Annotated in this window: 24 protein-coding genes; 9 read left to right on the top strand and 15 right to left on the bottom strand. The window is 66.4% G+C overall.

The features are described from left to right. Positions 1-60: 60 nt before the first annotated feature. From AC0QSG_RS02455 to AC0QSG_RS02425, 7 genes are all read right to left on the bottom strand, one after another. Complete coding sequence (locus AC0QSG_RS02455; RefSeq protein ID WP_475375142.1) at positions 61-1,455, bottom strand: IS1380 family transposase; 1,395 nt, start codon at positions 1,453-1,455, stop codon at positions 61-63. A gap of 78 nt (positions 1,456-1,533) precedes the next feature. Continuing rightward, positions 1,534-2,172 (bottom strand): RES family NAD+ phosphorylase, encoded by a 639-nt coding sequence (locus tag AC0QSG_RS02450; RefSeq protein WP_475376540.1) that lies wholly within the window; start codon positions 2,170-2,172, stop codon positions 1,534-1,536. Positions 2,173-2,287: 115 nt separating this feature from the next. Continuing rightward, complete coding sequence (locus tag AC0QSG_RS02445; RefSeq protein WP_475376539.1) at positions 2,288-3,220, bottom strand: sce7725 family protein; 933 nt, start codon at positions 3,218-3,220, stop codon at positions 2,288-2,290. 6 nt (positions 3,221-3,226) lie between these two features. After that, positions 3,227-4,117: a sce7726 family protein gene (locus AC0QSG_RS02440; RefSeq protein WP_475376537.1), complete on the bottom strand. Its 891-nt coding sequence runs from the start codon at positions 4,115-4,117 to the stop codon at positions 3,227-3,229. A gap of 153 nt (positions 4,118-4,270) precedes the next feature. Then, entirely contained in the window at positions 4,271-5,164 is an 894-nt protein-coding gene (locus AC0QSG_RS02435; protein ID WP_475376536.1) for a TrmH family RNA methyltransferase, read from the bottom strand. Beyond that, positions 5,164-5,931 (bottom strand): sulfite exporter TauE/SafE family protein, encoded by a 768-nt coding sequence (locus tag AC0QSG_RS02430; protein ID WP_475377262.1) that lies wholly within the window; start codon positions 5,929-5,931, stop codon positions 5,164-5,166. Before AC0QSG_RS02430 ends, AC0QSG_RS02435 begins: the two co-directional genes overlap by 1 nt. Positions 5,932-5,973: 42 nt before the next feature. Next, positions 5,974-6,765, bottom strand: a complete 792-nt coding sequence (locus AC0QSG_RS02425; RefSeq protein WP_475376535.1) for an ABC transporter ATP-binding protein — start codon at positions 6,763-6,765, stop codon at positions 5,974-5,976. A gap of 113 nt (positions 6,766-6,878) precedes the next feature. Here AC0QSG_RS02425 and serB point away from each other — a divergent pair, with 113 nt between their 5' ends. Both serB and AC0QSG_RS02415 read left to right on the top strand, forming a co-directional pair. Beyond that, positions 6,879-7,790, top strand: a complete 912-nt coding sequence (gene serB / locus AC0QSG_RS02420; RefSeq protein WP_475376534.1) for a phosphoserine phosphatase SerB — start codon at positions 6,879-6,881, stop codon at positions 7,788-7,790. Positions 7,791-7,921: 131 nt separating this feature from the next. Beyond that, the gene (locus tag AC0QSG_RS02415) at positions 7,922-9,616 is read left to right on the top strand and encodes a VanW family protein (RefSeq protein ID WP_475376533.1); all 1,695 of its coding nucleotides are present in this window, start codon (positions 7,922-7,924) and stop codon (positions 9,614-9,616) included. Between the two features lie 75 nt (positions 9,617-9,691). On the opposite strand, the gene AC0QSG_RS02410 is transcribed toward AC0QSG_RS02415, so the two are convergent. Then, complete coding sequence (locus AC0QSG_RS02410) at positions 9,692-10,438, bottom strand: SDR family oxidoreductase (protein ID WP_475376532.1); 747 nt, start codon at positions 10,436-10,438, stop codon at positions 9,692-9,694. A 152-nt stretch (positions 10,439-10,590) separates the two neighbouring features. Then, positions 10,591-11,313, bottom strand: coding sequence for a beta-ketoacyl-ACP reductase (locus tag AC0QSG_RS02405; protein ID WP_475376531.1), 723 nt, complete (start codon positions 11,311-11,313; stop codon positions 10,591-10,593). 121 nt (positions 11,314-11,434) lie between these two features. On the opposite strand from AC0QSG_RS02405, the gene AC0QSG_RS02400 reads away from it, so the two are divergent. The 3 genes from AC0QSG_RS02400 to AC0QSG_RS02390 are packed head-to-tail and all read left to right on the top strand — an operon-like array spanning position 11,435 to position 13,053. Beyond that, positions 11,435-11,911 (top strand): DUF3099 domain-containing protein, encoded by a 477-nt coding sequence (locus tag AC0QSG_RS02400; protein WP_475376530.1) that lies wholly within the window; start codon positions 11,435-11,437, stop codon positions 11,909-11,911. Next, positions 11,908-12,156, top strand: coding sequence for a hypothetical protein (locus AC0QSG_RS02395; RefSeq protein ID WP_475376529.1), 249 nt, complete (start codon positions 11,908-11,910; stop codon positions 12,154-12,156). The genes AC0QSG_RS02400 and AC0QSG_RS02395 overlap by 4 nt, the downstream gene beginning before the upstream one ends. A gap of 3 nt (positions 12,157-12,159) precedes the next feature. Beyond that, on the top strand, positions 12,160-13,053 hold the full coding sequence (locus AC0QSG_RS02390; RefSeq protein WP_475376528.1) for an SURF1 family cytochrome oxidase biogenesis protein: 894 nt from the start codon (positions 12,160-12,162) through the stop codon (positions 13,051-13,053). A gap of 39 nt (positions 13,054-13,092) precedes the next feature. Here AC0QSG_RS02390 and AC0QSG_RS02385 read toward each other — a convergent pair whose 3' ends face one another. Then, a complete protein-coding gene (locus AC0QSG_RS02385; RefSeq protein WP_435726084.1) occupies positions 13,093-14,694 on the bottom strand; it encodes an ABC-F family ATP-binding cassette domain-containing protein in 1,602 nt (533 codons plus the stop codon). Positions 14,695-14,809: 115 nt separating this feature from the next. Between AC0QSG_RS02385 and ypfJ the strand changes: the two genes are divergently transcribed. Beyond that, positions 14,810-15,703, top strand: coding sequence for a KPN_02809 family neutral zinc metallopeptidase (gene ypfJ / locus AC0QSG_RS02380; RefSeq protein ID WP_475376527.1), 894 nt, complete (start codon positions 14,810-14,812; stop codon positions 15,701-15,703). 83 nt (positions 15,704-15,786) lie between these two features. Here ypfJ and AC0QSG_RS02375 read toward each other — a convergent pair whose 3' ends face one another. From AC0QSG_RS02375 to AC0QSG_RS02355, 5 genes are all read right to left on the bottom strand, one after another. Then, complete coding sequence (locus AC0QSG_RS02375) at positions 15,787-16,131, bottom strand: metal-sulfur cluster assembly factor (protein ID WP_435726082.1); 345 nt, start codon at positions 16,129-16,131, stop codon at positions 15,787-15,789. A gap of 2 nt (positions 16,132-16,133) precedes the next feature. After that, positions 16,134-16,892, bottom strand: coding sequence for a Fe-S cluster assembly ATPase SufC (sufC, locus tag AC0QSG_RS02370; RefSeq protein ID WP_435726081.1), 759 nt, complete (start codon positions 16,890-16,892; stop codon positions 16,134-16,136). A gap of 64 nt (positions 16,893-16,956) precedes the next feature. Next, positions 16,957-18,234 (bottom strand): Fe-S cluster assembly protein SufD, encoded by a 1,278-nt coding sequence (gene sufD, locus AC0QSG_RS02365; protein ID WP_435726080.1) that lies wholly within the window; start codon positions 18,232-18,234, stop codon positions 16,957-16,959. Positions 18,235-18,236: 2 nt separating this feature from the next. Then, the gene (gene sufB, locus AC0QSG_RS02360) at positions 18,237-19,697 is read right to left on the bottom strand and encodes a Fe-S cluster assembly protein SufB (protein ID WP_435726079.1); all 1,461 of its coding nucleotides are present in this window, start codon (positions 19,695-19,697) and stop codon (positions 18,237-18,239) included. Then, on the bottom strand, positions 19,694-20,485 hold the full coding sequence (locus AC0QSG_RS02355; RefSeq protein WP_475376526.1) for a helix-turn-helix transcriptional regulator: 792 nt from the start codon (positions 20,483-20,485) through the stop codon (positions 19,694-19,696). Before AC0QSG_RS02355 ends, sufB begins: the two co-directional genes overlap by 4 nt. Before the next feature lie 103 nt (positions 20,486-20,588). On the opposite strand from AC0QSG_RS02355, the gene AC0QSG_RS02350 reads away from it, so the two are divergent. From AC0QSG_RS02350 to AC0QSG_RS02340, 3 genes are read left to right on the top strand one after another with little or no spacing between them, the layout of a single operon-like run. Beyond that, complete coding sequence (locus AC0QSG_RS02350; RefSeq protein ID WP_475376525.1) at positions 20,589-21,554, top strand: ABC transporter ATP-binding protein; 966 nt, start codon at positions 20,589-20,591, stop codon at positions 21,552-21,554. Then, positions 21,547-22,314, top strand: coding sequence for an ABC transporter permease (locus tag AC0QSG_RS02345; protein ID WP_435726076.1), 768 nt, complete (start codon positions 21,547-21,549; stop codon positions 22,312-22,314). Before AC0QSG_RS02350 ends, AC0QSG_RS02345 begins: the two co-directional genes overlap by 8 nt. Positions 22,315-22,354: 40 nt before the next feature. Then, complete coding sequence (locus AC0QSG_RS02340) at positions 22,355-23,287, top strand: COX15/CtaA family protein (protein WP_435726075.1); 933 nt, start codon at positions 22,355-22,357, stop codon at positions 23,285-23,287. Positions 23,288-23,361 lie beyond the last annotated feature (74 nt).

Below are 23,361 nucleotides of genomic sequence, written 5' to 3'. Positions count from 1 at the left end.
GCCGGTGGTGTTCCACGTTGTTTTTCCGGTAGTGCCGCGGTACGGCTGACTGGTCGGTTTTCAGGAAGGTTGTGGTGGTGCGTTCACTGCGGTGAAGAGTCGTTCCCACGCCGATTGCCAGGGCCATGCCTCGGGTAGGCGTAAGCGGATTCTTCGGCCACTGGAGGCGATTCGGGCCGGGACGTTGACGAGCTTGGCCCGGATTGTTGCGGTCCTGGCTTTGGTGAACTTCCCAGCGGCCAGGACGCCCGCGGTCCGGGCGAGGTTGTAGGCCATTACGGCCAGCGCCAGCCAGGCGGAGTTCGCCCCGAAGTGCCCGGATGGAAGGTGTGCCAGGGCACTGTTTTTCAGGTCGGCGTTGACTTGTTCGATGATGGCGTGTTTGCGGTGGGCCGCATCCGCGGCGACTGTGTCCAGAACGTCGTTGGTGACGGTGGTGAAGAACGCGTGGAACCGATGCGCCTGGAACAGGGTCGGCTGGCCGACTCCGGATTGCGGGTTCAGCTCGGGTATGCGGCGCACGACGAGGCGTCCGGTGACTTGTTCGCCCTTCTTGCGGGAGGTGAACGCGGTGAAGGATGTTTCGGCGACTTCCGCGCGGGAAATCCAGGCGCCGGCGTCCTCGTCGAAGACCGCGTCGGTGTATTCGATGGTTGTCCACGCGGAGTCCTCGATGCCGGCGATGGCGCGTTTCACTGCCTGGTCCATGCGCACGGTTACCGAGATATCGGCCCTGGCGGCCAGGGCGGCGGATACCGGCGCGTGGCCGTAGTAGGCCGAATCGAAGCGGCAGAGCACCGGGGCCCCCTCACGGATGCGCCCCAACGTGGACAGGGCATCGGCAACCAGCCGCCTGGCGCCGCGGGCCGAGTTCGCCGCGCCCTTGCGCAACCGTTGGGCCAAAACGATCGGGGCGGCGTCCTTCGTGGAGGCGGTGGCCAGGAGGGCGTTCAGTCCCCGCACCCCGGAGTAGCCGTAGCCCGATCCCTGTTTCTGGTAGCCGTGGACCTCGATGATCGTGTCGTCGACATCGACGAAGACGAAGCCGGGGTCCGAGGGGTTTCCCAGTGGTGCTGCCCTGTCGGCGAGGTTGACCAGGAAGCGGGAGGCAACCGCGTCGATCTGGCGGACGTGTCCGAAGGTAAAGGACCGCAGGAACGAACCCAGAGTCGAGGGAGCATAGGCGGAGCTGAAGATCCGTTTGGTACCGCCGTGGCGCAGCACTGCCATGTCGTCGATGGAATCCGCCCCGGCGGTCATCCCGGCCACCAGCGAGGTGACCTTCAAGCCGGCGTTCGCGCCCTTGTCCGTGGGCACAGTGAGCCGCGCGTCGGCCAGTTCGCGCAAGCCCGCGTCCCTGGCCAATCCGAGGATCGGCACCAGCCCCGCGGCAGACACGAGGTTGGGCTCGTCGAAGGAAACTGACACGGCGGAGGGACTGTGGGAAACTTGCACCTGCGAGATGCCCTTCTGATTCAGGAAACTTGTTCTGTGGTAAGTCCAATTTTCCCTGAAAAGACGGGCATCTCCTCATTAATGACGTCCTACCCCACCCGAGCCCGTCGGTGGATCAAGGCTAAGATCGGCAAGTTTCAGATCGGGCTTCGCTAACTGGAACTCAGCTACACATGCTCGCTCTCCAGTGTGCGGCCTTAGCTCGGCTACCGAAGTGGCTCGAGTCGACCCGAGGTAGAGGTATGGAATGCCGGCGGGATTTGCGCGTCCATGTCCTGCAAGGCGAGGTGGTGGTGCACCCATTTCGTGGACCTCGTAGGGCGCATCGCTACCCAAGAGGCGGGCTCGATACCATTTCAGATCGCTAAGGGTGGATGGCGACGCAATCAGCTGGCTTAGGAGCTCCTTGATTCGATCCATGTCCATCGGTTCGGCAAGGAACCACCGATTCACGTGCATCATCTCATCGCGCAAGTCTTCCCAGCGCTTGAGGTTGCCGCCGTCAAAGTGTTGAAGGGGGACGAATAGCCTGCGAACCAGCTCGCCGTCGTCGAGCACGTCAGCGAGCAAGTCTTTGGCTTCTGCCGGACGAAGTCCTGAGTCCCGGAAAAATCCCCATTCCTCGTCCAGGAGTTGCACGATTGGTTTGCCCTCGTCGACTTCCTCATATGTCGCCATGAGGGTCGAGAACCACTGGCCGAGCCGATCCGGTTCCACGCATGCGACATTCTCTGCGCCGCAATAGTCGCAGGTTTGGTCAATGGGGTCACACTGAGCGATGAGTTCTTCACGAATCAGGCGGTCGCTAAAGCAGATCGCGCAACACCGCCGGCTAGCCATTTGCCTGAAAGTCCGCGAGTGTCTCGAGATGATGCTTGATTGACAATTTCTTTACGAAACCAAGGCCAGGGAAGTGCCTTCGGGCGTGAAGATCGCGGAACTCTTGCACCGCCGATGTGTTAAGAACCTTGGACCCCTCACGGTCCACCTCCCGGATCAGCTTGTCGAGCGCCTGGGCAAATTTACCCGCTGGGTCGACAGGGGTGTCGTTCGAGTCGGAAACGAAATGGTAGACGAACATCGCGTCGTCTTGCTCAGGGTCAATAAAAGTCAGATGGATCGCTACAGCATAAGCTGGGCCGCCGCCTTCGGCGTAATGGTCCCCAATGGTCAGGAAATCTCCGTAGCCATCACCGCCCAGTTCGTCAAAAGTGACGTGAAGGTCCGAAAAGCGGTCGATGGGACCATAATCCGCGTTCTTCTTGCGCTCGAATCCGTCTTCCACGAGAATCCGTCTTCCGCCCTTGAACGGCCGCCTGTAAAGGGTGTTGCGAGCATCAAGGAACACGTGGGTGAAGTCCCCGGGGGGCAGGTTAGCGGCCAGACCCTTTCCGTCCGTAAAGCCTGCATGAACAAAGGTGAGAGACCGGTCTTCGTAGGACGCGATCTTCGCTAACGCCTCCTCCAAGCTCATCGCGCTGGTCAACAGTATGGCCGGCGCGATCGCGTCGTTGTCGCCATAGTTCTCGCGAAGGTCGGCTGCGAGATGATCACCCCCGTTCCTGTGGTCACCGTGTCGCGGATTAATTATGACCGCAGCCGTAGCCCCCTGATCAACTAGTTCCTTGAGCGCTCGTTGGAGGCCGCTGAGTGTCTGACGTACAGGTTCAATGATCGGAGTAAAGCCTGCGTCTGCGATCACCTTCGCCGACTCGCGGATCGCTAGGAGCTCAAACTGCTTGCCACGGAAGAACGGGTAATACATCGGATCCTAACTCCAAGCTAATACGGACGTGAGCGGTTGCCACGTCGCCGTGCTCAGGTTCCGAGTCGCGGCAGGGGATGGGTCTGTCGACAGGACTGCTGCTGCGAGATGAACGGGAAGCAGCTTTACTACCGGCTCGAGTCCGGCGCATGAGCGCGTGGATTTGAGGACGCGAACCACACTCGAATGGACGCTTGTTGCTTCCAGCCCGCCGAAGATTTCACGAAGCATGCCCCATCGTAGGGTGTTAGGAACATCTGGGTACGAGATGCGAAGAAGTGAAAGTACTTGAACTGCCTCGTCGACGCGAAGAGTCTCGAGTAGCGCCACCGGTGATGTGCGTTCCGGTCGGTCAACAGCTTTGCGTACGGTTTGAAGCCGATAGCGCGACGAGAGTGTGAGAACACCGACATCTTTGGGAGCTATCTGCAGGACAGCTTCCACCTGATTTGGACTCGTTACTACGTTGACCGACGCAAAAACAGAACAATAGTCCGCGAGCTGTTGCGGTAATCGTCGAAAAGAGTCGCGTTCGGACTTAATCTCATAAGCCGTGGCGGTGCCATTGAGCACCACGACATCAGCCTTTGAGCGTCCGGCCCTAACCTCATTTAAAACCGTAGCCGTGCGCAGGCTATGCCTGCCCAATACGACCTTCTGTGTGATCGCTGTCCGATACACGTAATCGTCACGGTTGCCCATCCTGCACAGCGTCGCGAATGCCAATTCAAAGGCGTCCGCGAGCGTCGCATCCCAGGGAAGGGCATCTGGCAGCCTTGTTTCCCGCAGCAATCGCGCGAGAAGAGGTGAGGTCCCGGACTTCCCGAGCTCCCGCATCACGGCGGGCGAAAACATCCGAGATAACGCCGATAGCTCCTGCTTAGTGGAGGTTCTCATAGTTCCCTCCCTGCAAGTTGGTCCCCCGTCGAATCAATCATAGTCAGGAGAAGCCGTGACGCGGACATCGACGGACCGCGGTTCACAACAGGCAATAGGCTTCTGTGGTTCGAATGGACTCAGCCCCGGCTTCAGCGCTAGTAGCCACTGACGCTACCGCGTCGCGTAGAAGGCAACCGCGGATGACGCCGCAACATTCAGCGAATCCACCCCGTTCATCATCGGAATTGTGACCCGCGCGTCGAGCACCTGATCAGTCTCTGGTCTCAGCCCCTCCCCTTCGGTGCCGAAGACCAGCGCCAGGTTCTGAGGGTCCTGCGCTACCAGCTCATCAAGCGTGATAGCCCCTTCACCGAGCGACATGCCGGCCAGGAAGTAGCCTGCTTCCTTGAGGACCTCGAGGTCTCCAGGCCACGACTCGATCCGGGTCCAAGGGACCTGGAACACCGTGCCCATCGAAACCCGGATGGAGCGCCGGTACAGCGGGTCGGCGCACTGGGGCGAGACCAGCACAGCATCGACGCCGATGGCGGCGACGCTGCGGAAAATCGCGCCTACGTTCGTATGGTCGGTAAGGTTCTCAAGCACCGCGATCCGTGATCGTCCTCGAACAGGACCACGATTCAAGCCTTGTACTTTGGAACCACTCACATTCGTGTGGTCAGCGATGTCCTCCAACACGGCCACCCGGCGGGCACCCCGCAGGAGGTCCGCGACGCCTAGCGGGGCGGGACGGTTCATGGCAGCCAACGCGCCGCGGTGCAGGTGGAAGCCGGTGATCTCCTCGAGGACGCCGGGGGCGCCAACGAAGGCGGGCACCTCCGGATGGGCGTCGAGGATGTCGGAGAGGCCCTCGACCCATTTCGGCGCCAGGAAAAAGGACCGGGGGACGTGACCGGCGACCAGCGCCCGCCTGAGCACCTTGGAGCTCTCCGCGATGTACAGTCCGCGCTGCGGGTCCGTCCGCTGGCGCAGCGCCGCGTCGCTCAGTCGCACGTAGTCGGCCACCCGGGGGTCCTCGGAGGATTCCAGCTCGACGATCGGCATCAGCCGTTGACCAGCTTCCCGATCATGGTGGCCAGCGCGACGACGCCGAGGACCACGATCACGCCGCGCAGCCAGACCGGCGACAGCCGGCGTCCGATCCGTGCCCCGAGCAGGCCGCCGACCATGGAACCGACGGCGATCAGCAGAACCACCAGCCAGTTGATCCGGCCGAAGGCGAAGAGCAGGTAGGAGCACGCGGCAATCAGGTTAACGGCCAGGGACAAGATGACCTTGATGGCGTTGGACTGCTGCAGGGAGCCGTGGAAGAAGACGCCGAGCACACCCATCAGCAGGACTCCCTGGGCGGCCGTGAAGTAGCCCCCGTAGATGCCGATGAGGAACACCAGCACGAACAGCACCGGTGGCAGTCGCTGCGCGTCGGCGTCGTGCGGGTCCACGTGCTCCAGCGCCTGCCGGCGCTTGGCCCACAGCGACAGCTTGGGCTGGAACACCACCAGCAGCACCGCCACCAGAATGAGGGCCGGCGCCACGTAGCCGAAGACCTCTTCCGGCAGATGGAGCAGGAGGAACGCGCCCGCCAGGCCGCCCACCAGCGAGACCGGCAGGAGCTTGAGCAGGGTGCGCGGAACGCTTGCCGCCTCGCGGCGGTAGCCCCAGGCCCCGGAGAACCCTCCGGCCACGAGACCCATGGCGTTGGAAATGATCGCATTCACCGGCGCGTAGCCCAGCGCCACGAGCACCGGGAAGGTCACCAGGGATCCGGATCCCACAATGGTGTTGATCGTTCCGGCCCACAGGCCGGCCATGAGAATGAGCGCCTCGCGCCAGAACTCCACGGCTGCTACGCGTCAGCCGCGGGGGCGCGCGACGGCGCTGTAGCGTCCACCCTCGGAGGCCACCTTCAGCGGCATGTCGAAGGCGGCGCCGAGGTTTTCCTCGGTGAGCGTCTCGTCGATCGGGCCCGCCGCGACCACGGCTCCCTCGCGCAGCAGCAGCGCGTGCGTGAACCCCGGCGGCACCTCCTCCAAGTGGTGCGTCACCAGGACGATGGCGGGCGCGTCGCCATCCGCCGCGAGTTCACCGAGGCGCGCGACGAGGTCCTCGCGCCCGGCGAGGTCGAGACCGGCCCCAGGCTCGTCCAAAATCAGGAGTTCCGGATCCGTCATCAGGGCGCGGGCGATCTGGACACGCTTGCGCTCGCCTTCGCTTAGGGACGCGAAAGGCCGGTTGATCATGGTGGACATCCCCCAGTCGTGGAGGAGGGAGAAAGCGCGGCGCTCGTCGACCTGCTCGTATTCCTCGCGCCATCGGCCGGTGGTGCCATAGGACGCGGTGACGACGACGTTGAGCACCGTTTCGTGCTCGGGGATGTGGTTGGCCAGGGCCGCGGAGGACAGCCCGATCCGCGGGCGTAGTTCGAAGACATCCACCGCCCCGAGGACCTCCCCCAGGATCCCGGCCAGCCCGGACGTCGGGTGCATCCGCGTCGCCGCGATTTGCATCAGCGTGGTCTTGCCGGCGCCGTTTGGACCGAGGACCACCCAGCGTTCGCCGTCCCTGACCTGCCAGTCGACGTCCCTCAACAGCCTCTTGCGCCCACGGACCACGTTGACGCCGGCGAAACCCAGCACTTCACTCATGGGGAAAACACTAAGCCAGTGGCCGCCGAAACAACCAAACGCCGGGCCGGAGGGGCACTGGTTTCGGCCGTCACGATTCGCGTAGCCGTCCCGGCAGGCGGGAGAATCGCCACATGCACAGATCAGCTTTCGTCGTCCACTACGCCCCCCGGGAAACCCAGGCGGCCCACTCCGGCCCCGACGGCGTGGAACCCGCCGGCCTCGCGGAGGCCATCGCACGCGCCGGATTCACGATCTCCAGCCACGAACCGTTCTCGGACGCCGGCTCCAGTGGCGCCCGCCTCGGCGTCGACGGGGCCGACGTCACGGCCCTGCGGGCCTCCGTCTCCGCCGCGGCCCCGACCTTCCCTATTGGCGCGGGTGCGGCCGTGGTTCCCGCCGCCCTGTCCGGCGCGCCCAAACTCCTGCTGGTCATGGATGTGGACTCGACCCTCATCCAGCAGGAGGTCATCGAACTGCTCGCGGCGCACGCCGGGCGGGAGGCCGAGGTTGCGGCCGTGACGGAGGCGGCCATGCGCGGGGAACTCGACTTCGCGCAGAGCCTGCACGCCCGCGTCGCGACCCTCAAGGGGCTCGACGCCGGGGTGATCGACGCGGTCCGCGCCGCCGTCGTGCTCTCCCCCGGCGCGCGCGAACTCGTGGATGCGTTCCACGCGGCCGGCCACGCCGTGGGGGTCGTCTCCGGCGGCTTCATTCAGGTCCTGGCTCCGATCGCCGAGGACCTGGGCCTCGATTTCGCCACCGCGAACGACCTCGGGGTCCAAGACGGGTGCCTAACGGGCACGGTCCGCGGGGATGTCGTGGATCGCGCGGCGAAGGAGGCCCGGCTCCGCGAGTGGTCCGCCGCGCTGGGGATTCCCCTGGAGCACACCATCGCCGTGGGCGACGGCGCCAACGACCTGGACATGGTCCTGGCGGCCGGGCTCGGCGTCGCCTACAACGCCAAACCCGCATTGCGGGACAGCGCCGGCGCCGCCATCGACTTCCCCCGCCTGGACGTCGTCCGGCACCTCGTCGGGATCTGAATCGCAACGATCCCGCAACGGCCGCGCCGGCACGGGGTTCGCCGCCGCTTTCCGGCGCGCCGGGCGGGCTATTCTTGATGCCGTGGCTTGTGCCTGGCAGGGCACTGGCGTGGACGGAACGGAATGACACAGTGGTGAAGGCGCGGGGAACGAAGCGCGGCGGTCGCGGCACGGGATGGATCGTGGGCGGCTCCGCCGTCGTGCTTCTCGCCGCCGCGTACGCCGGCGGCGCGTGGTTTTTGGGTGGCCAGGTTCCCGCGGGCACCAGCGTCCACGGCGTGGACATCGGCGGCCTGGACGCCGATCGCGCCGCCCAAACGCTGCGGGAGGAACTCGTCCCGATCGCGGAGCGGGACATCGCCGTCACGGCCGGTGGGCGATCGGCCACGATCGACCCGCAGTCGGCAGGCTTGGTCCTCGACATCCCCGCGACCCTCGCGGAACAGACCGGTTTCAGCTTGGATCCCGAGGTGCTATGGCACCGCGTCACCGGCGGCGGACCGCTGGCCCCGGTCCTAACCGTCGACGAATCCGCGCTGCGAACCGCGGTCCAGTCGGCCGCGACGAGACTCGACAGCGACCCGATCGAGGGCGAGATCGCCTTCAAGGGCGCCAAGCCAGAGGTCACGGAGCCCGAACCCGGGTCGACCGTCGAAACCGATGGTGCCGCGGATGCGGTGTCCGCCGCCTGGTTCGATGCCAGCAACCCCATCGCCCTACCGGCCGAAACCACGGAGCCGGCGATCCCTGCGGAGGCATACGCGGCGGTCCTGAAGGACCAGGCACGGCCGCTCGTTGCCGGCCCCGTCACCATCAGGGCCGGCAACCTACGTGCGGCGTTGGCGCCGGCGGACCTGGCGGCCGCCGCGTCCTTCACGGCCGCCGATCGCACTGTCACCATGAAACTGGACAACGCCGAGCTCGCCGACGCCCTGCTCAAGACGAATCCGGACATGAGATCCACGGCGAAGGACGCGCGCATCGTCTTGTCCGGGGGACGGCCTGCGGTGGTGCCTGCGGTTCCGGGGCGGGGGGTCGACACGTCCGACCTCGCCGCCAAGATCCTGACGGCCGCCTCGACCGCCAGCCGCACCGCGAGCTTGGAACTCAGCGTCACCCAACCGGAACTCACCACCGCCGAGGCAAAGGCACTGGGCGTCAAGGACAGCCTTGTCCACTTCACGTCGCCGTATCCGAAGTACGACTCCGTGCGCACGAAGAACCTGCGTGTGGGGTCCGCACGGGTCAACGGGGTGCTGGTCCTGCCCGGAGAGACGTTCTCGCTCTCCGAGACGCTGGGTCCCATCACCACGGCCAACGGCTACTTCAACTCCGGCGTGGTCGTGGACGGGTTCTCCTCCGAGGCGGTCGGCGGCGGCCTTTCCCAGATCTCCACCCAGACTTTCAACGCCGGCTTCCTCGCCGGGATGGACGACGTCGAACACCAGCCGCACAGCCGTTGGTTCGACCGCTACCCGGCGGGCCGGGAGGCGACCATCTGGGAGGGCGTCATCGACATGAAATGGCGCAATAACACGGACCACGCCGTGATGATCCAAGCCTGGGTCGACGACCGTGTCCACACCCGCCTCTGGGGCACCAAGAAGTGGGACGTCAAGACCACGACGTCGGAGCACTACGACCTGAAGAACCCGACGACGGTTTACAACGAAGCCGAGGACTGCGCCGAGGAATCCGGTGGACAGAAGGGCTTCACCGTCACCGTCACGCGCGAACGCACCTCGGCGGCGGCGAGTCTCCCGAAGGAGACCCTGAAGTGGACCTACCAGCCGTGGAACAAGGTGGTCTGCGGCGCTAAGCCGTAGGCACGGCAAAAGCGGCCCCCACGCTATGGGGATCCTTCTGGATCTCCGTAGCCTGGGGGCCGCTGGCGCAAACGCCTACTTCTTGAGGAAGTCGCCGGCGCCGCCGACGTATTCGGTGTGTCCCGTCTCGACATCGGCCGTGGCCATGCGCGCGACTTCGGCGCCGAACTCCTCGACGCTGTACAGCTTGCCGGCCGCCTCCCGTCGCGCCTCGATGGCACCGGGCTCCGCGCGGTCCAACAGGGTCGCGGTGATCGTTCCCTCGATCATGTCCCCGGAGACAACCACCAGGGAGATGCCCTTTTCGGAAAGGGCCGGGATGTGATCACGCAGCGCAACCTCGCCGGCGCGCTTGGAGCGGGCCACCGGCTCGTAGGCGTCCATGGTGGCCACATCGTCGATGAAGTGGGCCTGGTGGCTGGTCACGAAGACCACGCGCGAACCCGCTGGCATCTTCGCGGCCGCCGCCTCGAGCATGTTGACTTGCGCGTCCCGGTTCAGGCGCAGGGCGTAGTCCTCCCCCATGCCGGATTCCATGCCCCCGGAGGCGTTGAGAACCAGGATGTCCAGGCCGCCGAAGTTCTCCGTGGCCGCTTCCACCAGGGCGCCGGCGCCCTCCGCGGTGGTCAAGTCGGCGCCGACGGCCACGGCCCGGCCGCCCGCCTCCACGATGCCCTGTACCACCTTGTTTGCGCGCGGGGCCTTCTGGCGGTAGTTGATGACGACTCCCGCGCCTTGCGCGGCCAGCGTCTTGGCGACCTCCGCGCCGATACCGCGGGAGGAACCTGTTACGACGGCCGATTTGCCGGCGAGCTCTGTCATCAAACACTCCTAAGTGTTGTGCGGCGGGGTACGCCGTAGTGGGGATGCTTCAATTGCGCCCACACGGAACGGACGCCTAGGACCATCTTGCCAGCCCCCGAGGCGGTCGCGGTTGTAGGAATCCTCTAAGGAATTCCGGGTAACCGGAGGGGCTAGTGCCCCATGCCGAGCCCGCCGTCGACCGGAATCACCGCGCCGGAGATGTATGCGGCCTCGTCCGAGGAGATCCAGCGCACGACGTTGGCAACCTCCTCCGGTTCCGCGAATCGACCGGCGGGGATGCCCGCAAGGTAGTTTTTCTGCGTCTCGTCCGGCAGCGCCGCGGTCATGTCCGTGTTGATGAAGCCGGGAGCGACGACATTGGCGGTGATTCCCCGCGATCCCAGCTCGCGCGTCAGCGACCGGGCGATGCCCACCAAGCCTGCCTTGGACGCGGCGTAGTTGATCTGCCCCGGTGACCCGTAGAGGCCGACCACCGAGGAAATCATCACCACGCGGCCCTTGCGCAACCGGATCATGCCCTTCGACGCGCGCTTGATCACGCGGAAGGCACCGGTCAGGTTGGTGTCGATGACGGACGTGAAGTCATCCTCGTTCATGCGCAGCAAAAGCATGTCCCGCGTGACGCCGGCATTGGCGACGACGACCTCCACGGGGCCGTGCTCCTGCTCGACGGCCGTGAACGCGGCATCGATCGATGCCGTATCCGTGACGTCCGCCTTCACTCCGAACAGGCCCTCGGGCACCTCGCCGCTGCGGTAGGTGATGGCCACCTTGTCGCCGTTGGCCAGGAACGCACGGGCGATGGCCAGGCCGATTCCGCGGTTCCCTCCCGTGATCAAGACGCTGCGCGGGGCGGAAGGGGTCTGCGGCATGGGTTTCCTCCGAAAGGGGTATGGCTGGATTCTGAGCCATCCTACCGCCGGGCGCCCTCGGCCGGTTCGTCCCCCGCCGGGCCCGGGTGAGACAATTGGGGCACAAGCCGACGGAAGAGCCATGACCAACCCACCGCACATGCAGCACCGACGCCACGATCCGGACGAGCCCGTGTTCAGCATCACGGACGCCACCGAGTCGCATTCCTCCGAGATGCGCACCCGCTTGGTGAAATACACCATTTCCATGAGCATCCGGCTGGTCTGCTTCATCGCGGCGTTCTTCACGTCTGGGCCCCTGCAGTGGGTTTTCCTCGCCGGAGCCATCTTCCTGCCCTGGTTCGCCGTGGTCGTGGCCAACGGGGGCGCCGACCGGACACGGCAAACCAAGAGCACCTCGCTTCTGGACGCGGCTCCGGCCGCGGCTTTGGACGGCCCGGCCGCCGGGTCCCCGCACCACGCCGACGGGTCGAACGACGGCGGCGCCAACCCAACCGGGTACGCCGAGGACACGCCGGACGACGACACCACTGTGACCCTCGAGGGCGAGTTTGTCGAAGACGATCCGCGCCACCGATCCGAAGGAGACGCCGCATGAGCCTGTTCGACCAGTTGGCGGGAGCGACCGGGCCGGAGACGCCGACCTGCTCGCGGAAGGCCTGCGGGCTGCCGGCCACTCGGCAACTCCTGTGGAACAACCCGCGGATCCACACGCCAGAACGGCGGAAAATCTGGCTGGCCTGCGACGGTCACGCCGAATGGTTGGGCAGCTACCTTTCGGAGCGGGGGCTCTATAGGGAGTCGCTGCCGCTCGATCCGCCCGCCCCAGCCCAGGAGTCCTAGCCCGTGTACCGTTTCCTCGCCAGCACCCGGTGGCTCGGTTGGTTCCTGATGGTCTGCGTTTTTGCGGCGGCCTGCGCGGGACTGGGCAACTGGCAGATGAACCGCCTGGACGAGGCCCGTGCGGACAACGGGCTGGTCGAAGCCAACTACGACGCCGTACCCGTTCCGTTCTCCGACACGGCCGGATCCTTTGAAACGCTCGACGAGGCGGACACGTGGCTTCCCGTCGCGCTGCGCGGCGAATACCTGACCGCGGACACCACGATCGTGCGCAATCGTCCCCTGTCCGGCGCGCCCGGCTACGAGGTGCTGGTCCCCTTCCGCACCGAATCCGGCGCGATCGTGGCCATCAACCGCGGCTGGCTGCCCATCGGAAACGAAACGGCCGGAAGGCCGGACGCCGTCCCCGCTCCCCCGCGGGGCACGGTGGACGTCGTCGCGCGCCTTAAGGCCGGGGAGCCGGACGTCCAGCGGACGGCCCCCGAGGGCCAATTGGCTTCGATCGAACTGACCGAGCTCGAGCGGGTCCTGGGCTACGACATCGCCAAGGGCGCGTTCGGCGTGCTCGCCGCGGAGGAACCGGCACCGGCCGATGCCCCGACGGCCCTTCCCCGGCCCGAGGTGGACGAGGGAAACCACCTGTCCTACTCCCTGCAGTGGTTCGCGTTCGCCGTCCTGGGCTTCATCGGCCTCGGGTACGCGGCGAAGCAGCAGGCACGGATCAACCGCGAGGACCGCGAGGCGGAAGCCGAGGCGGCCGCCGCCGGTCTCGAGGTCCTGCATTCGGCCTACCGGGCACCCCGCCGCCGGCAGACCAGGCGCCGCGACGGCCAGCCCACGGACGAGGAGCTCGAGGACGCCTACGTGGACGCCCTCGAGAGCGGACGCGAGCGGTAGCCTCCCGCACTCGGGCAGGAGGCCGCTCCAGTCGCGTTGCTAGGCCAGGGTAACGAGGTCGAGGTAGCTGTCGTTCCAGAGGTCCTCGTCGCCGTCGGGAAGCAGCACGACGCGTTCGGGGTTCAGCGCCGCCACCGCGCCCTCGTCGTGGCTAACCATGACGACGGCGCCCGGGTAGTTGCTAAGCGCATTGAGGATCTCCGCACGGCTCGCCGGGTCGAGGTTGTTGGTGGGCTCGTCCAACAGCAGGATATTCGCGCTGGATGCCACGATGGTGGCCAGCGCGAGGCGCGTCTTCTCGCCGCCGGACAGCACGCCGGCGGGCTTGTTGACGTCGTCGCCGCTGAACATGAACGAACCGAGGATGCCACGCACCTCCGCGTCGCCCAACGACGGCGGGGCAGCCGAACGCATGTTCTCCAACACGCTCCGCTCCGTGTCCAGCGTCTCGTGCTCCTGCGCGTAGTAGCCGACCTTGAGGCCGTGACCCGGGATGATCCGTCCCGTGTCCGGTTCGGCCACCCCGGCGAGCATGCGCAACAAGGTGGTCTTGCCGGCGCCGTTGAGGCCCAGGATGACCACCTTGGAGCCGCGGTCGATGGCCAGGTCCACGTTGGTGAAAATCTCCAGGGATCCGTAGGACTTGCTCAACCCCTCGGCCATCATGGGGGTCTTGCCGCACGGTGCCGGATCCGGGAAGCGGAGCGCTGCCACGCGGTCCTGCGCACGGACCTCTTCGAGCCCACCCATCAGGCGGTCCACTCGCTTGAGCATGCTCTGCGCCGCGGAGGCGCCCGAGGCGCGTGCCTTCATCTTATTGGCCTGGGCCAGGAGCGTGCCGGCTTTCTTTTCGGTGTTGGCGCGCTCGCGCTTGCGGGCCCGCTCGTCGGTTTCACGCTGTTCGAGGTAGCGCTTCCACCCGAGGTTGTAGATGTCGATCGTCGCGCGGTTGGCGTCCAGGTGCAGGACCTTGTTCACCGTCGCCTCCAGCAAGTCGGTGTCGTGCGAAATCACGATCAGGCCGCCCTGGTGCGCCCTCAGGAACTCGCGCAGCCACGCGATGGAGTCCGCGTCGAGGTGGTTGGTCGGTTCGTCGAGTAGGAGCGTCTCCGCGTCCGCGTACAGGATGCGCGCGAGCTCGACGCGCCGGCGCTGTCCACCGGACAGCGTGCGCAGCGGCTGGTTCAACAGTCGCTCCGGAAGCGACAGGTTGTTGGAGATCGCCGCGGCCTCGGACTCCGCCGCGTAGCCGCCGTTCGCCATGAACTCGGCCTCGATCCGGTCGTACCGGTTCATGGCCTTGTCGCGGATCTGCGGATCGTCGCTGCCCATCTCGTCCTGGCACTTCTTGAGCTTGCCGACGACGACGTCCAGCCCGCGCGCGGAGAGGATGCGGTCGCGCGCCAGCTGTTCCATGTCGGGGGTGCGGGGATCCTGCGGGAGGTAGCCGACGCTCCCGGTCGAGGTGACCGTGCCCCCGGCGGGAAGGCTTTCCCCCGCCAACACGCGCGTCATCGTTGTCTTGCCGGCCCCGTTGCGGCCCACCAGCCCGATCTTGTCGCCCTTGTCGATCCGGAAGGACACGCCGTCCATCAGGAGGCGGGCTCCGGCGCGGAGCTCCAGGTCGGCAACGGAAATCACGGGGAACCTTTCGGGTGGGGGTGCAGCGCGTACAACGCAACTACCCATTGTACGCGCGCGGACCGCCTACCCGCTCCAGTGACCCCAATCACGGTCCCGGGAGTAGTCTCTTGCCATGAGTTTCAACGACGACGCGCGTCTGGATTCCTCCCGTGTCCGCGACTCCCGCGGCCGGGGCGGGAAGATCGCCGTGGGCGGTGGCGGGATCCTGGTTCTGCTCATCGCCAGCTTTCTGGGGATCAATCCCGCCGTTCTCGAGGAACTCGGCCTCGGCGGCGGGCAGACGCAGGAACAACCCACCGGGCCGGCCGCCATCGACGAGTGCAAGACGGGTGCCGACGCGAATGCGCGCATCGACTGCCGCATCCTGGCGACCACCGCCAGCCTGGACGCGTTTTGGGTGCCCTACCTCCAGCAATACGACGAGGAGGTGGAACAGCCCGGCGTGGAACTGTTCTCCGAAAGCGTCTCGACGGGATGCGGCACGGCGACGAGCGCCGTCGGGCCGTTCTATTGCCCGGCCGACCGCTCGGCCTACTTCGACACCGGGTTCTTCGACGATCTCGAAACGCGGTTCGGTGCCGACGGCGGATTCCTGGCCGAGGAGTACGTCGTGGCGCACGAGTACGGGCACCACATCCAGAACCACATCGGCACGCTGGCCGCCTCGCAGCAGGGCGGCACGGGACCGACGTCCGGAGCCGTCCGCGTGGAGTTGCAGGCGGACTGCTTCGCCGGGCTCTGGGCGGCCCACGCGGCGGAAACGACAGATGCAGCAGGCCAGCCGCTGATGGACCCCTTCACGCAGGAGGACCTGCGATCCGCGCTGTCGGCGGCGGAGGCCGTGGGCGACGACCGCATCCAGGAGTCCGCCACGGGCCAGGTCAACCCCGAGAGCTGGACCCACGGCTCCAGCGCCCAGCGTCAGACGTGGTTCATGCACGGCTACCGCACGGGGGACATCAACGAATGCAACACCCTCGAGTCCAACGACCTGGACCAGCCCTAGCGAGGGCCCCGGGAGCCGACGCAAGCAGCCGGCCCACGGGGTGGACCGGCTGCTTGCGTCGTTTGGATTTTCCGCAGGTGGCGTTAGATGTTGAAGCCGAGCGCCCGCATCTGGTCGCGGCCGTCGTCGGTGATCCGTTCCGGACCCCACGGCGGCATCCAGACCCAGTTCAGGCGGTATTCGTCCACGACACCGCTGACCGACTGGCTGACCTGCTCCTCGATGACGTCCGTCAGGGGGCACGCCGCCGTCGTTAGCGTCATATCGATGAGCAGCGCACCGTCCTCGGCGTACTTGAGACCGTAGAGCAGGCCAAGGTCGACCACGTTGACCCCGAGCTCGGGGTCGATGACGTCCTTGAGCGCCTCTTCGACATCCTCGAGCGGCGCCTGGGCGGCGCCCTGTGCAACGTTGTTCTCCGCGGTCATGGCTAGGCCTTCACAGCCATGAAGCGGTCGTAGCCCTCGTCCTCGAGACGGTCGGCAAGCTCCGGGCCGCCCTGCTCGGCGATGGCGCCGTCGACGAAAACGTGCACGAAGTCCGGCTTGATGTAGCGCAGGATGCGGGTGTAGTGCGTGATGAGCAGCGTGCCCATCTCGTTGTTCTCCGCGGCGCGGTTGACACCCTCGGAAACGACCTTCAGTGCGTCGACGTCGAGACCGGAATCCGTCTCGTCGAGGATGGCGAACCGCGGCTTGAAGAGTTCCAGCTGGAGGATCTCCACGCGCTTCTTCTCGCCGCCGGAGAAGCCCTCGTTGACGTTGCGGCTGGCGAAGTCCGCGTCGATCTTCAGGTCGGCCATGGCAGCCTTGACGTCCTTGGTCCAGTGGCGCAGGCTCGGTGCTGTGCCGTCGATCGCCGTCTTCGCGGTGCGCAGGAAGTTCGTCATGGTCACGCCCGGCACCTCGACCGGGTACTGCATGGCCAAGAACAACCCCGCGCGGGCACGCTCGTCGACGCTCATCGAGAGCACGTCCTCGCCGTCGAGCAGGATCTCGCCGGAGGTGACCTTGTATCGCGGGTGGCCCGCGATGGTGGAGGCCAGCGTGGACTTGCCGGACCCGTTGGGGCCCATGATGGCGTGCGTTTCGCCGGTCTTGATCGTCAAGGTGACGCCCTTGAGGATCTCCTTGGTGCCCTGCTCCGTGTCGATCGAGACGTGCAGGTCCTTGATTTCCAGAGTAGACATTGGTGTCCGTTCTCTCCTGTGCCGGCCGCGCCGGCGTGGTGGGATGGGGGGTGCGGCGCGGGGCCTAGTGTTCGGTGGCGGCGAGCTCGCGCTCGACCGTTTCGTTGATGCGTTCCTCGAGCTCGGGGACGCCGATCTGCTGGATGATCTCGTTCAGGAAGCCCCGAACCACCAGGCGGCGTGCCGTCTTCTCGTCGATGCCGCGGGACATCAGGTAGAAGAGGTGGGCGTCGTCGAAGCGGCCGGTGGTGCTGGCGTGGCCGGCACCCTTGATGAGTCCGGTCTCGATCTCCAGGTTCGGCACCGAGTCGGCCCGGGCGCCGTCCGTCAGGACCAGGTTGCGGTTGGCCTCGTACGAGTCCGTTTCCTCGGCCGCCTTGCGGATGAGAACGTCGCCCACCCAAACGGTGTGCGCGTCCTTGCCCTGCAGCGCTCCCTTGTACAGCACGTTCGACGTGCAGCGCGGGACCGCGTGGTCCACGAAGAGCCGGTGCTCAAGGTGCTGGCCGGCGTCGGCGAAGTACAGTCCGAACATCTCCGCCGTGGCGCCGGGAGCGGCAAACCGAACGGACGGCGTCACCCGAACGACGTTTCCGCCGAAGGAGACGACAACGTGCTTGAGCGACGCGCCCTTGCCGATCTTGGCCTGCTGCGAGCTGGCGTGAACCGAATCATCGTCCCAGGCCTGCAGGGAGACGACTGTCAGCCGGGCACCCTCGCGGACATCGATTTCGATGTTCTCCGCGACGACCGCGCTCCCGACGTGGTCCAGGACCACGACGGCGCTGGAGTTGGGCTCCGCGACCAGCACGATGTGCTGGGCGGAGGCAGCGGCACCGTTGCCGGTGAGCGTCAACGTCGCCCGGGCTTCTTCGGTGTTCGCGGGGACCGTCAGCACCGTCGCCTCGGAGACGGCGTTCCAGGCGTTGGCCGAGACCCGGTCGTCCGGGATGCCGACCGAACCGACGCGAGAATCGTCGGCGGAAACGGTCTCTACGCGGATCGCTTCGCCGGCCTCGACCGAGATGGACGGCGCGACCCCGTCGAGCGTGTTCTTGTGCAGGCCACCGAGGCGCTTCAACGGCGTGAAGCGCCAATCCTCCTCGCGGCCGGTCAGGGCGGCGAAGTCCTCGAGGTTGTAGCTCGTCAGCCGTCCGGCGCGGGAGGAGTCGGGCACGCCGGCGCCCTGCCCGTGGCTGTGGGCCTTGCTGCTGTCGCCGCCGAGCGGGGAGATGGCCTCGTTGACGGGAGACAGGTTCTCGCCCTCCTCGGTGAAGCCGGAAATCGACGGGGCGCCGATGCGCGCCTTTTCGTCCGTGAGTGCGGTTGCGGTATCAGTCATGACTAACCGACGGATCCTTCCATCTGAAGTTCAATGAGGCGGTTCAGCTCGAGCGCGTACTCCATGGGAAGTTCGCGCGCGATGGGCTCGATGAAGCCGCGCACAATCATCGCCATGGCCTCGTCCTCTGCCAGGCCGCGGGACATCAGGTAGAACAGCTGTTCCTCGCTGACGCGCGACACGGTCGCCTCGTGGCCCATGGTCACGTCGTCCTCGCGGACGTCGATGTACGGGTACGTGTCCGAGCGGGAGATGGTATCCACCAGCAGGGCGTCGCAGACCACGGAGTTGCGCGATCCCTTGGCACCCTCGCGGACCTGCACGAGGCCGCGGTAGGCCGAGCGACCACCGTTGCGGGCCACCGACTTAGCCACGATGGAGCTGGACGTGTTCGGAGCGATGTGGACCATCTTGGACCCGGTGTCCTGGTGCTGTCCCTCGCCGGCGAAGGCGATGGAAAGCGTCTCTCCCTTGGCGTGCTCGCCAACCAGGTAGACGGCGGGGTACTTCATGGTGACCTTGGAGCCGATGTTTCCGTCGACCCACTCCATGGTGGCGCCCTCTTCGCAGACCGCGCGCTTGGTGACCAGGTTGTAGACGTTGTTCGACCAGTTCTGGATGGTCGTGTAGCGGACGCGGGCGCCCTTCTTCACGATGATTTCCACGACGGCCGAGTGCAGCGAGTCCGACTGGTAGATCGGGGCCGTGCAGCCCTCGATGTAGTGGACGTAGGAGTCCTCGTCGGCAATGATCAGGGTCCGCTCGAACTGCCCCATGTTCTCGGTGTTGATGCGGAAGTACGCCTGCAGCGGGATGTCGACGTGCACGCCCTTGGGGACGTAGACGAAGGAACCGCCGGACCACACCGAGGTGTTCAACGAGGCGAACTTGTTGTCTCCCACGGGAATGACGGAGCCGAAGTACTCCTTGAAGATGTCCTCGTGTTCCTTCAGCCCGGTGTCGGTGTCCAGGAAGATGACGCCCTGGGCCTCCAGATCCTCGCGGAGCTGGTGGTAGACGACCTCGGACTCGTACTGCGCGGCCACGCCGGAGACGAGGCGCTGCTTCTCGGCCTCCGGGATGCCCAGCTTGTCGTACGTGTTCTTGATGTCTTCGGGCAGGTCCTCCCAACTGGTGGCCTGCTTCTCCGTGGAGCGCACGAAGTACTTGATGTTGTCGAAGTCGATCCCGCTGAGGTCGGCGCCCCAGGTCGGCATCGGCTTGCGGTCGAAGTACTTCAACCCCTTCAGGCGCAGGTCGAGCATCCACTCGGGCTCGTCCTTCTTGGCCGAGATGTCCCGGACGACATCGTCGTTGATCCCGCGGCGCGCGTTGGCACCGGCGTCGTTCTTGTCCGACCAGCCGTATTCGTAGGTGCCGATTCCTTGGAGCTCGGGATTTCTCTCCAGGATGTCGGAAATCACGCCTGGGTCAGCGGTCTCCTGTGCAATCTGATCCGTCATCGCGGCCTCTCCTGCCTTGTGATCTTGACTCGAGTTCTCTTCTCAGTGTGCTGAGGAGTTTGTTGGCGACCCACCGGTATGTGGGTCGTGCAGACATGGCCGCCTCCGGCCAACGTCGATAGGCGCCGTACGTCGACGCCCAGCAAGCGGGAAAACGCCTTGGTTTCCTCGTCGCAGAAGACGGGAAACTCGCGCGCCAGGTCTTGGATAGGGCAGTGCCCTTGGCAAAGCTGGACGCTCACCATGGTAGCCGTGGGCTGGTTCAGTCCGACATCGCGGGTCGAACCGACGAAACCGTCGGCAGTGAGCGCCTCGGACAGCGCCGCAGCGCGGCCGGACAGCGAGTCCCCGGCGGCCTCGACGGCGGGCCGATAGCGGTCCTCGAGGGCGGCGAAACGCTTGGCGGCGAAGGCGTTGACGGCCTCTGGCCCGGCCGCGCGCCCCAACTCGGCCAGGGCGTCCGCGGCGATGTCCAGGTAGTCGTTGCCGAGTTTCCGCTGTCCGCGGTGGCTGAGCACGTAGCGGCGGGCGGGCCGTCCCGCACCGGCAGCCTGGTTGGCCACCAGCTTGACCTCGACAAGCCCCTGCTTGCTGAGGGAGTCCAGATGCCGCCGGACGGCCGCGGGCGTGAATCCCAGCTGCTCGCCGAGTTCGGCGGCGCTGACCGGCCCCTGTTGGAGCACCGCGTGGAGCACGCGGTCCCGAGTGCGCTCCTCGGTTTCCGGCGCGCCGGTGGCGGAACGCGTCGCGGGGACCGTTTCCTGCTCAATGGACTGGGAAGAATACACAACACAATCATGACCTAATGAGTCGACTCCCGCCAGCAAGGCAGTCCTTAGTTAACTCCGCGGACCAGCGGGGACCGGACTCTACGTGGCGTAGAATGATCCGGTGCCAGAACCCGAACCCCGCCTCGTCGTCGACAGCCTACGCAAGGACTTCGGTCCCGTTGCCGCCCTTGACGGCCGCATGGTCCGGGTCCTGAACGGCATCAGCCTCACCGCCCGCGCGGGTTCGGTCACCACTTTGCTCGGTTCCAACGGTGCTGGCAAGTCCACCACCCTGGCCTGCGCGCAGGGACTGCTCAAGCCCGACGGCGGCACCGTGCGGCTCCTCGGCGAGGACCCGTCGAACGCGTCCGCCTCATTGCGTTCGCGCGTGGGCGTCATGCTGCAGGATGGAGGTCTACCGCCCGCGTCGCGGCCCCTCCAGCTGCTGAACCATGTGGCGTCGATGTACGCCCAACCGGCCGACGTTCCTGCGCTGGCCGATCGGTTGGGGCTGAACGAGTTCGCCCACACCACCATCCGCCGGTTGTCCGGCGGCCAGAAACAGCGCGTCGCCCTGGCGGCCGCTCTCGTCGGGGATCCCGAGGTCGTTTTCCTGGACGAACCCAGCGCGGGTCTGGATCCGCAATCGAGGCGAGCGGTTTTCGACCTCATCAAGGAGCTTCGCGAGCGCGGATTGTGCATCGTGCTCACCACGCACCTCATGGAGGACGCGCAGCGGCTGTCCGACTACGTGTACATCATCGACGGCGGAGCGAACGTCGCTGAAGGCACCGTCCCCGAACTCACGGCGCGGGCAACGGCGGACGCCGACTCGCGGTCGCTGGACTTCTCCGCGCGGCCGGGACTGGTGGCCGGCGGTACCTCACCGCGGCTGGAATGCGGAGAACCCATTCTGGAGATAGAACCCGGCCGGTACCGGGTCCGCGCCCTCCGCTCCCCCACAGACCTGGCCGCCGTCGCGGCCTGGTGGTCGGCCGAAGGGGTCTTCCCCACCGCCATCAGCATGGAACCGCGCAGCCTCGAAGACGTGTTCCTCGAAATCGCCCAGGGAGGCCCCCGTGGCTAACACCGCGCGCGTCGCGCCAGGCAACGCGGCTCCCCAGCTCACCCGCATTCTGCGCCAGGGCCGCTACGAGGCCGCAACGATGCTGCGCAACGGCGAGCAATTGGTGCTGGCTGTCGTGCTGCCGCTGCTGGCCCTCTTCGGACTGACGTTCACCGCGATCCTGGACGGCGTGGCCGTCAACCGTATCGACGCCGCGGCCCCCGGCGTCCTGGCCCTGTGCGTCATGTCGACGGCGTTCACCGGACAGGGCATCGCGACGGGTTTCGACCGGCGCTACGGCGTGCTGCGGTTCCTGTCCACCACTCCGCTCGGACGCGCCGGTTTGGTTTTCGGGAAGTCGATGGCGGTGTTGGCCGTCTTGGCCATCCAGATCGTGTTGATCGGTGGAGCCGCGCTTCTCCTGGGGTGGCGTCCGGCACCGTGGGGGCTGGCCCTCGCCGCCGTGCTGCTGGCCCTCGGCGCGGCCGCGTTCACGTCCCTGGGACTTCTCGTCGCCGGGACCGTCCGCCCCGAGGCCACCCTGGCGATCACGAACCTCGTGTGGATCCTCTTCGCCGCCGTGGGCGGCATCATGATCCCGGTGGAGAACCTGCCCGGGATACTGCAGCCCCTGCTGGAGGCGCTCCCGTCCGCGGCTCTCGGCGACGCCCTGCGGGCGGCCTTCATGCATGGCGCGTTCGACGGCGGAGCCTTCCTCGTCCTGCTGGTGTGGACCGTGCTCGCCGGCTTCGCCGCGACGCGCTGGTTCAAGTGGAACTAGCGCCCCGCCTCTCCCGACCGTTCCGATTGGAGCCGCCCGCATGACAACCCCGGTTACCAAGGCGAAGTGGACCGACCGCCTTCCCACCTCTGTGGGACGCGGCGTCCACGCGCTGGCCATCGCTTCCCTCGCCTCTCAGATCGGCATCATCGTGACGGGCGGCGCCGTCCGGTTGACCCAGTCCGGCCTGGGATGCTCCGAATGGCCCAACTGCGTCCCGGGTTCGATGACCCCCACGCCGGAAATGGGCATCCATGGGCTGATCGAGTTCGGCAATCGGACACTGACCTTCATCCTGACGATCGTCGCAGTCGCCATGATCGTCGCCGTTTGGCGTATGCGCGCGACCCACCGGACCGTTTTCCGGCTCGCGGTGGCGCTCCTGTGCGTTATTCCGGTCCAGGCGCTCATCGGCGGCATCACCGTGTGGACCAACCTGAACCCGTGGGTGGTGAGCCTGCACTTCCTGGCCTCGGCGGCCCTGGTGGCGACGGCAATGCTGCTGGTCAACCGGACGGGAATGCTCCTGCGGCGCGAGTGGACGGTCGCCGTGCCGCCGTTGAGCGGAACCATGCGCGCCCTTGGCTGGACGATCGCCGGGACGTCGACGGCCGCCGTCGTGCTGGGAACGATCGTCACGGGGACCGGTCCCCACGCGGGCGACGCCGGTTCACCGCGCCATGCCTTCAACGCGGACCTCGTCACGCGCATCCATGTGGCACCCGTGTATCTCCTCGTCGCGGCGACCGCTCTGGCCCTTTTCGTGGCCTACCGTTGGCGGGCGGCGCCCGGTTTGCGCAGGGCGCTCGTTCTCCTGGGCGTGGTACTGGTTGCCCAAGCCGCCATCGGGTACACGCAGCATTTCACGGGCCTACCGGTTGGCCTGGTCCTACTGCACATGCTGGGCTCGTCGCTGCTGACCGCGGCGGCGACCAACGTGTGGGACCGCAGCACGGCAGCGTTCCCCCTCTAAGGGAAGCAGGCGGCGACACCGGCCGCATCGCCGGCCGGACAATAAATCAACGTCCCTCCGTCTAGACAACGAAA

The organism is Arthrobacter sp. LT660 (assembly GCF_056172845.1).
Note: the sequence above shows the minus strand (reverse complement) of the source record. Positions and strands in the feature narration are given on the sequence as shown.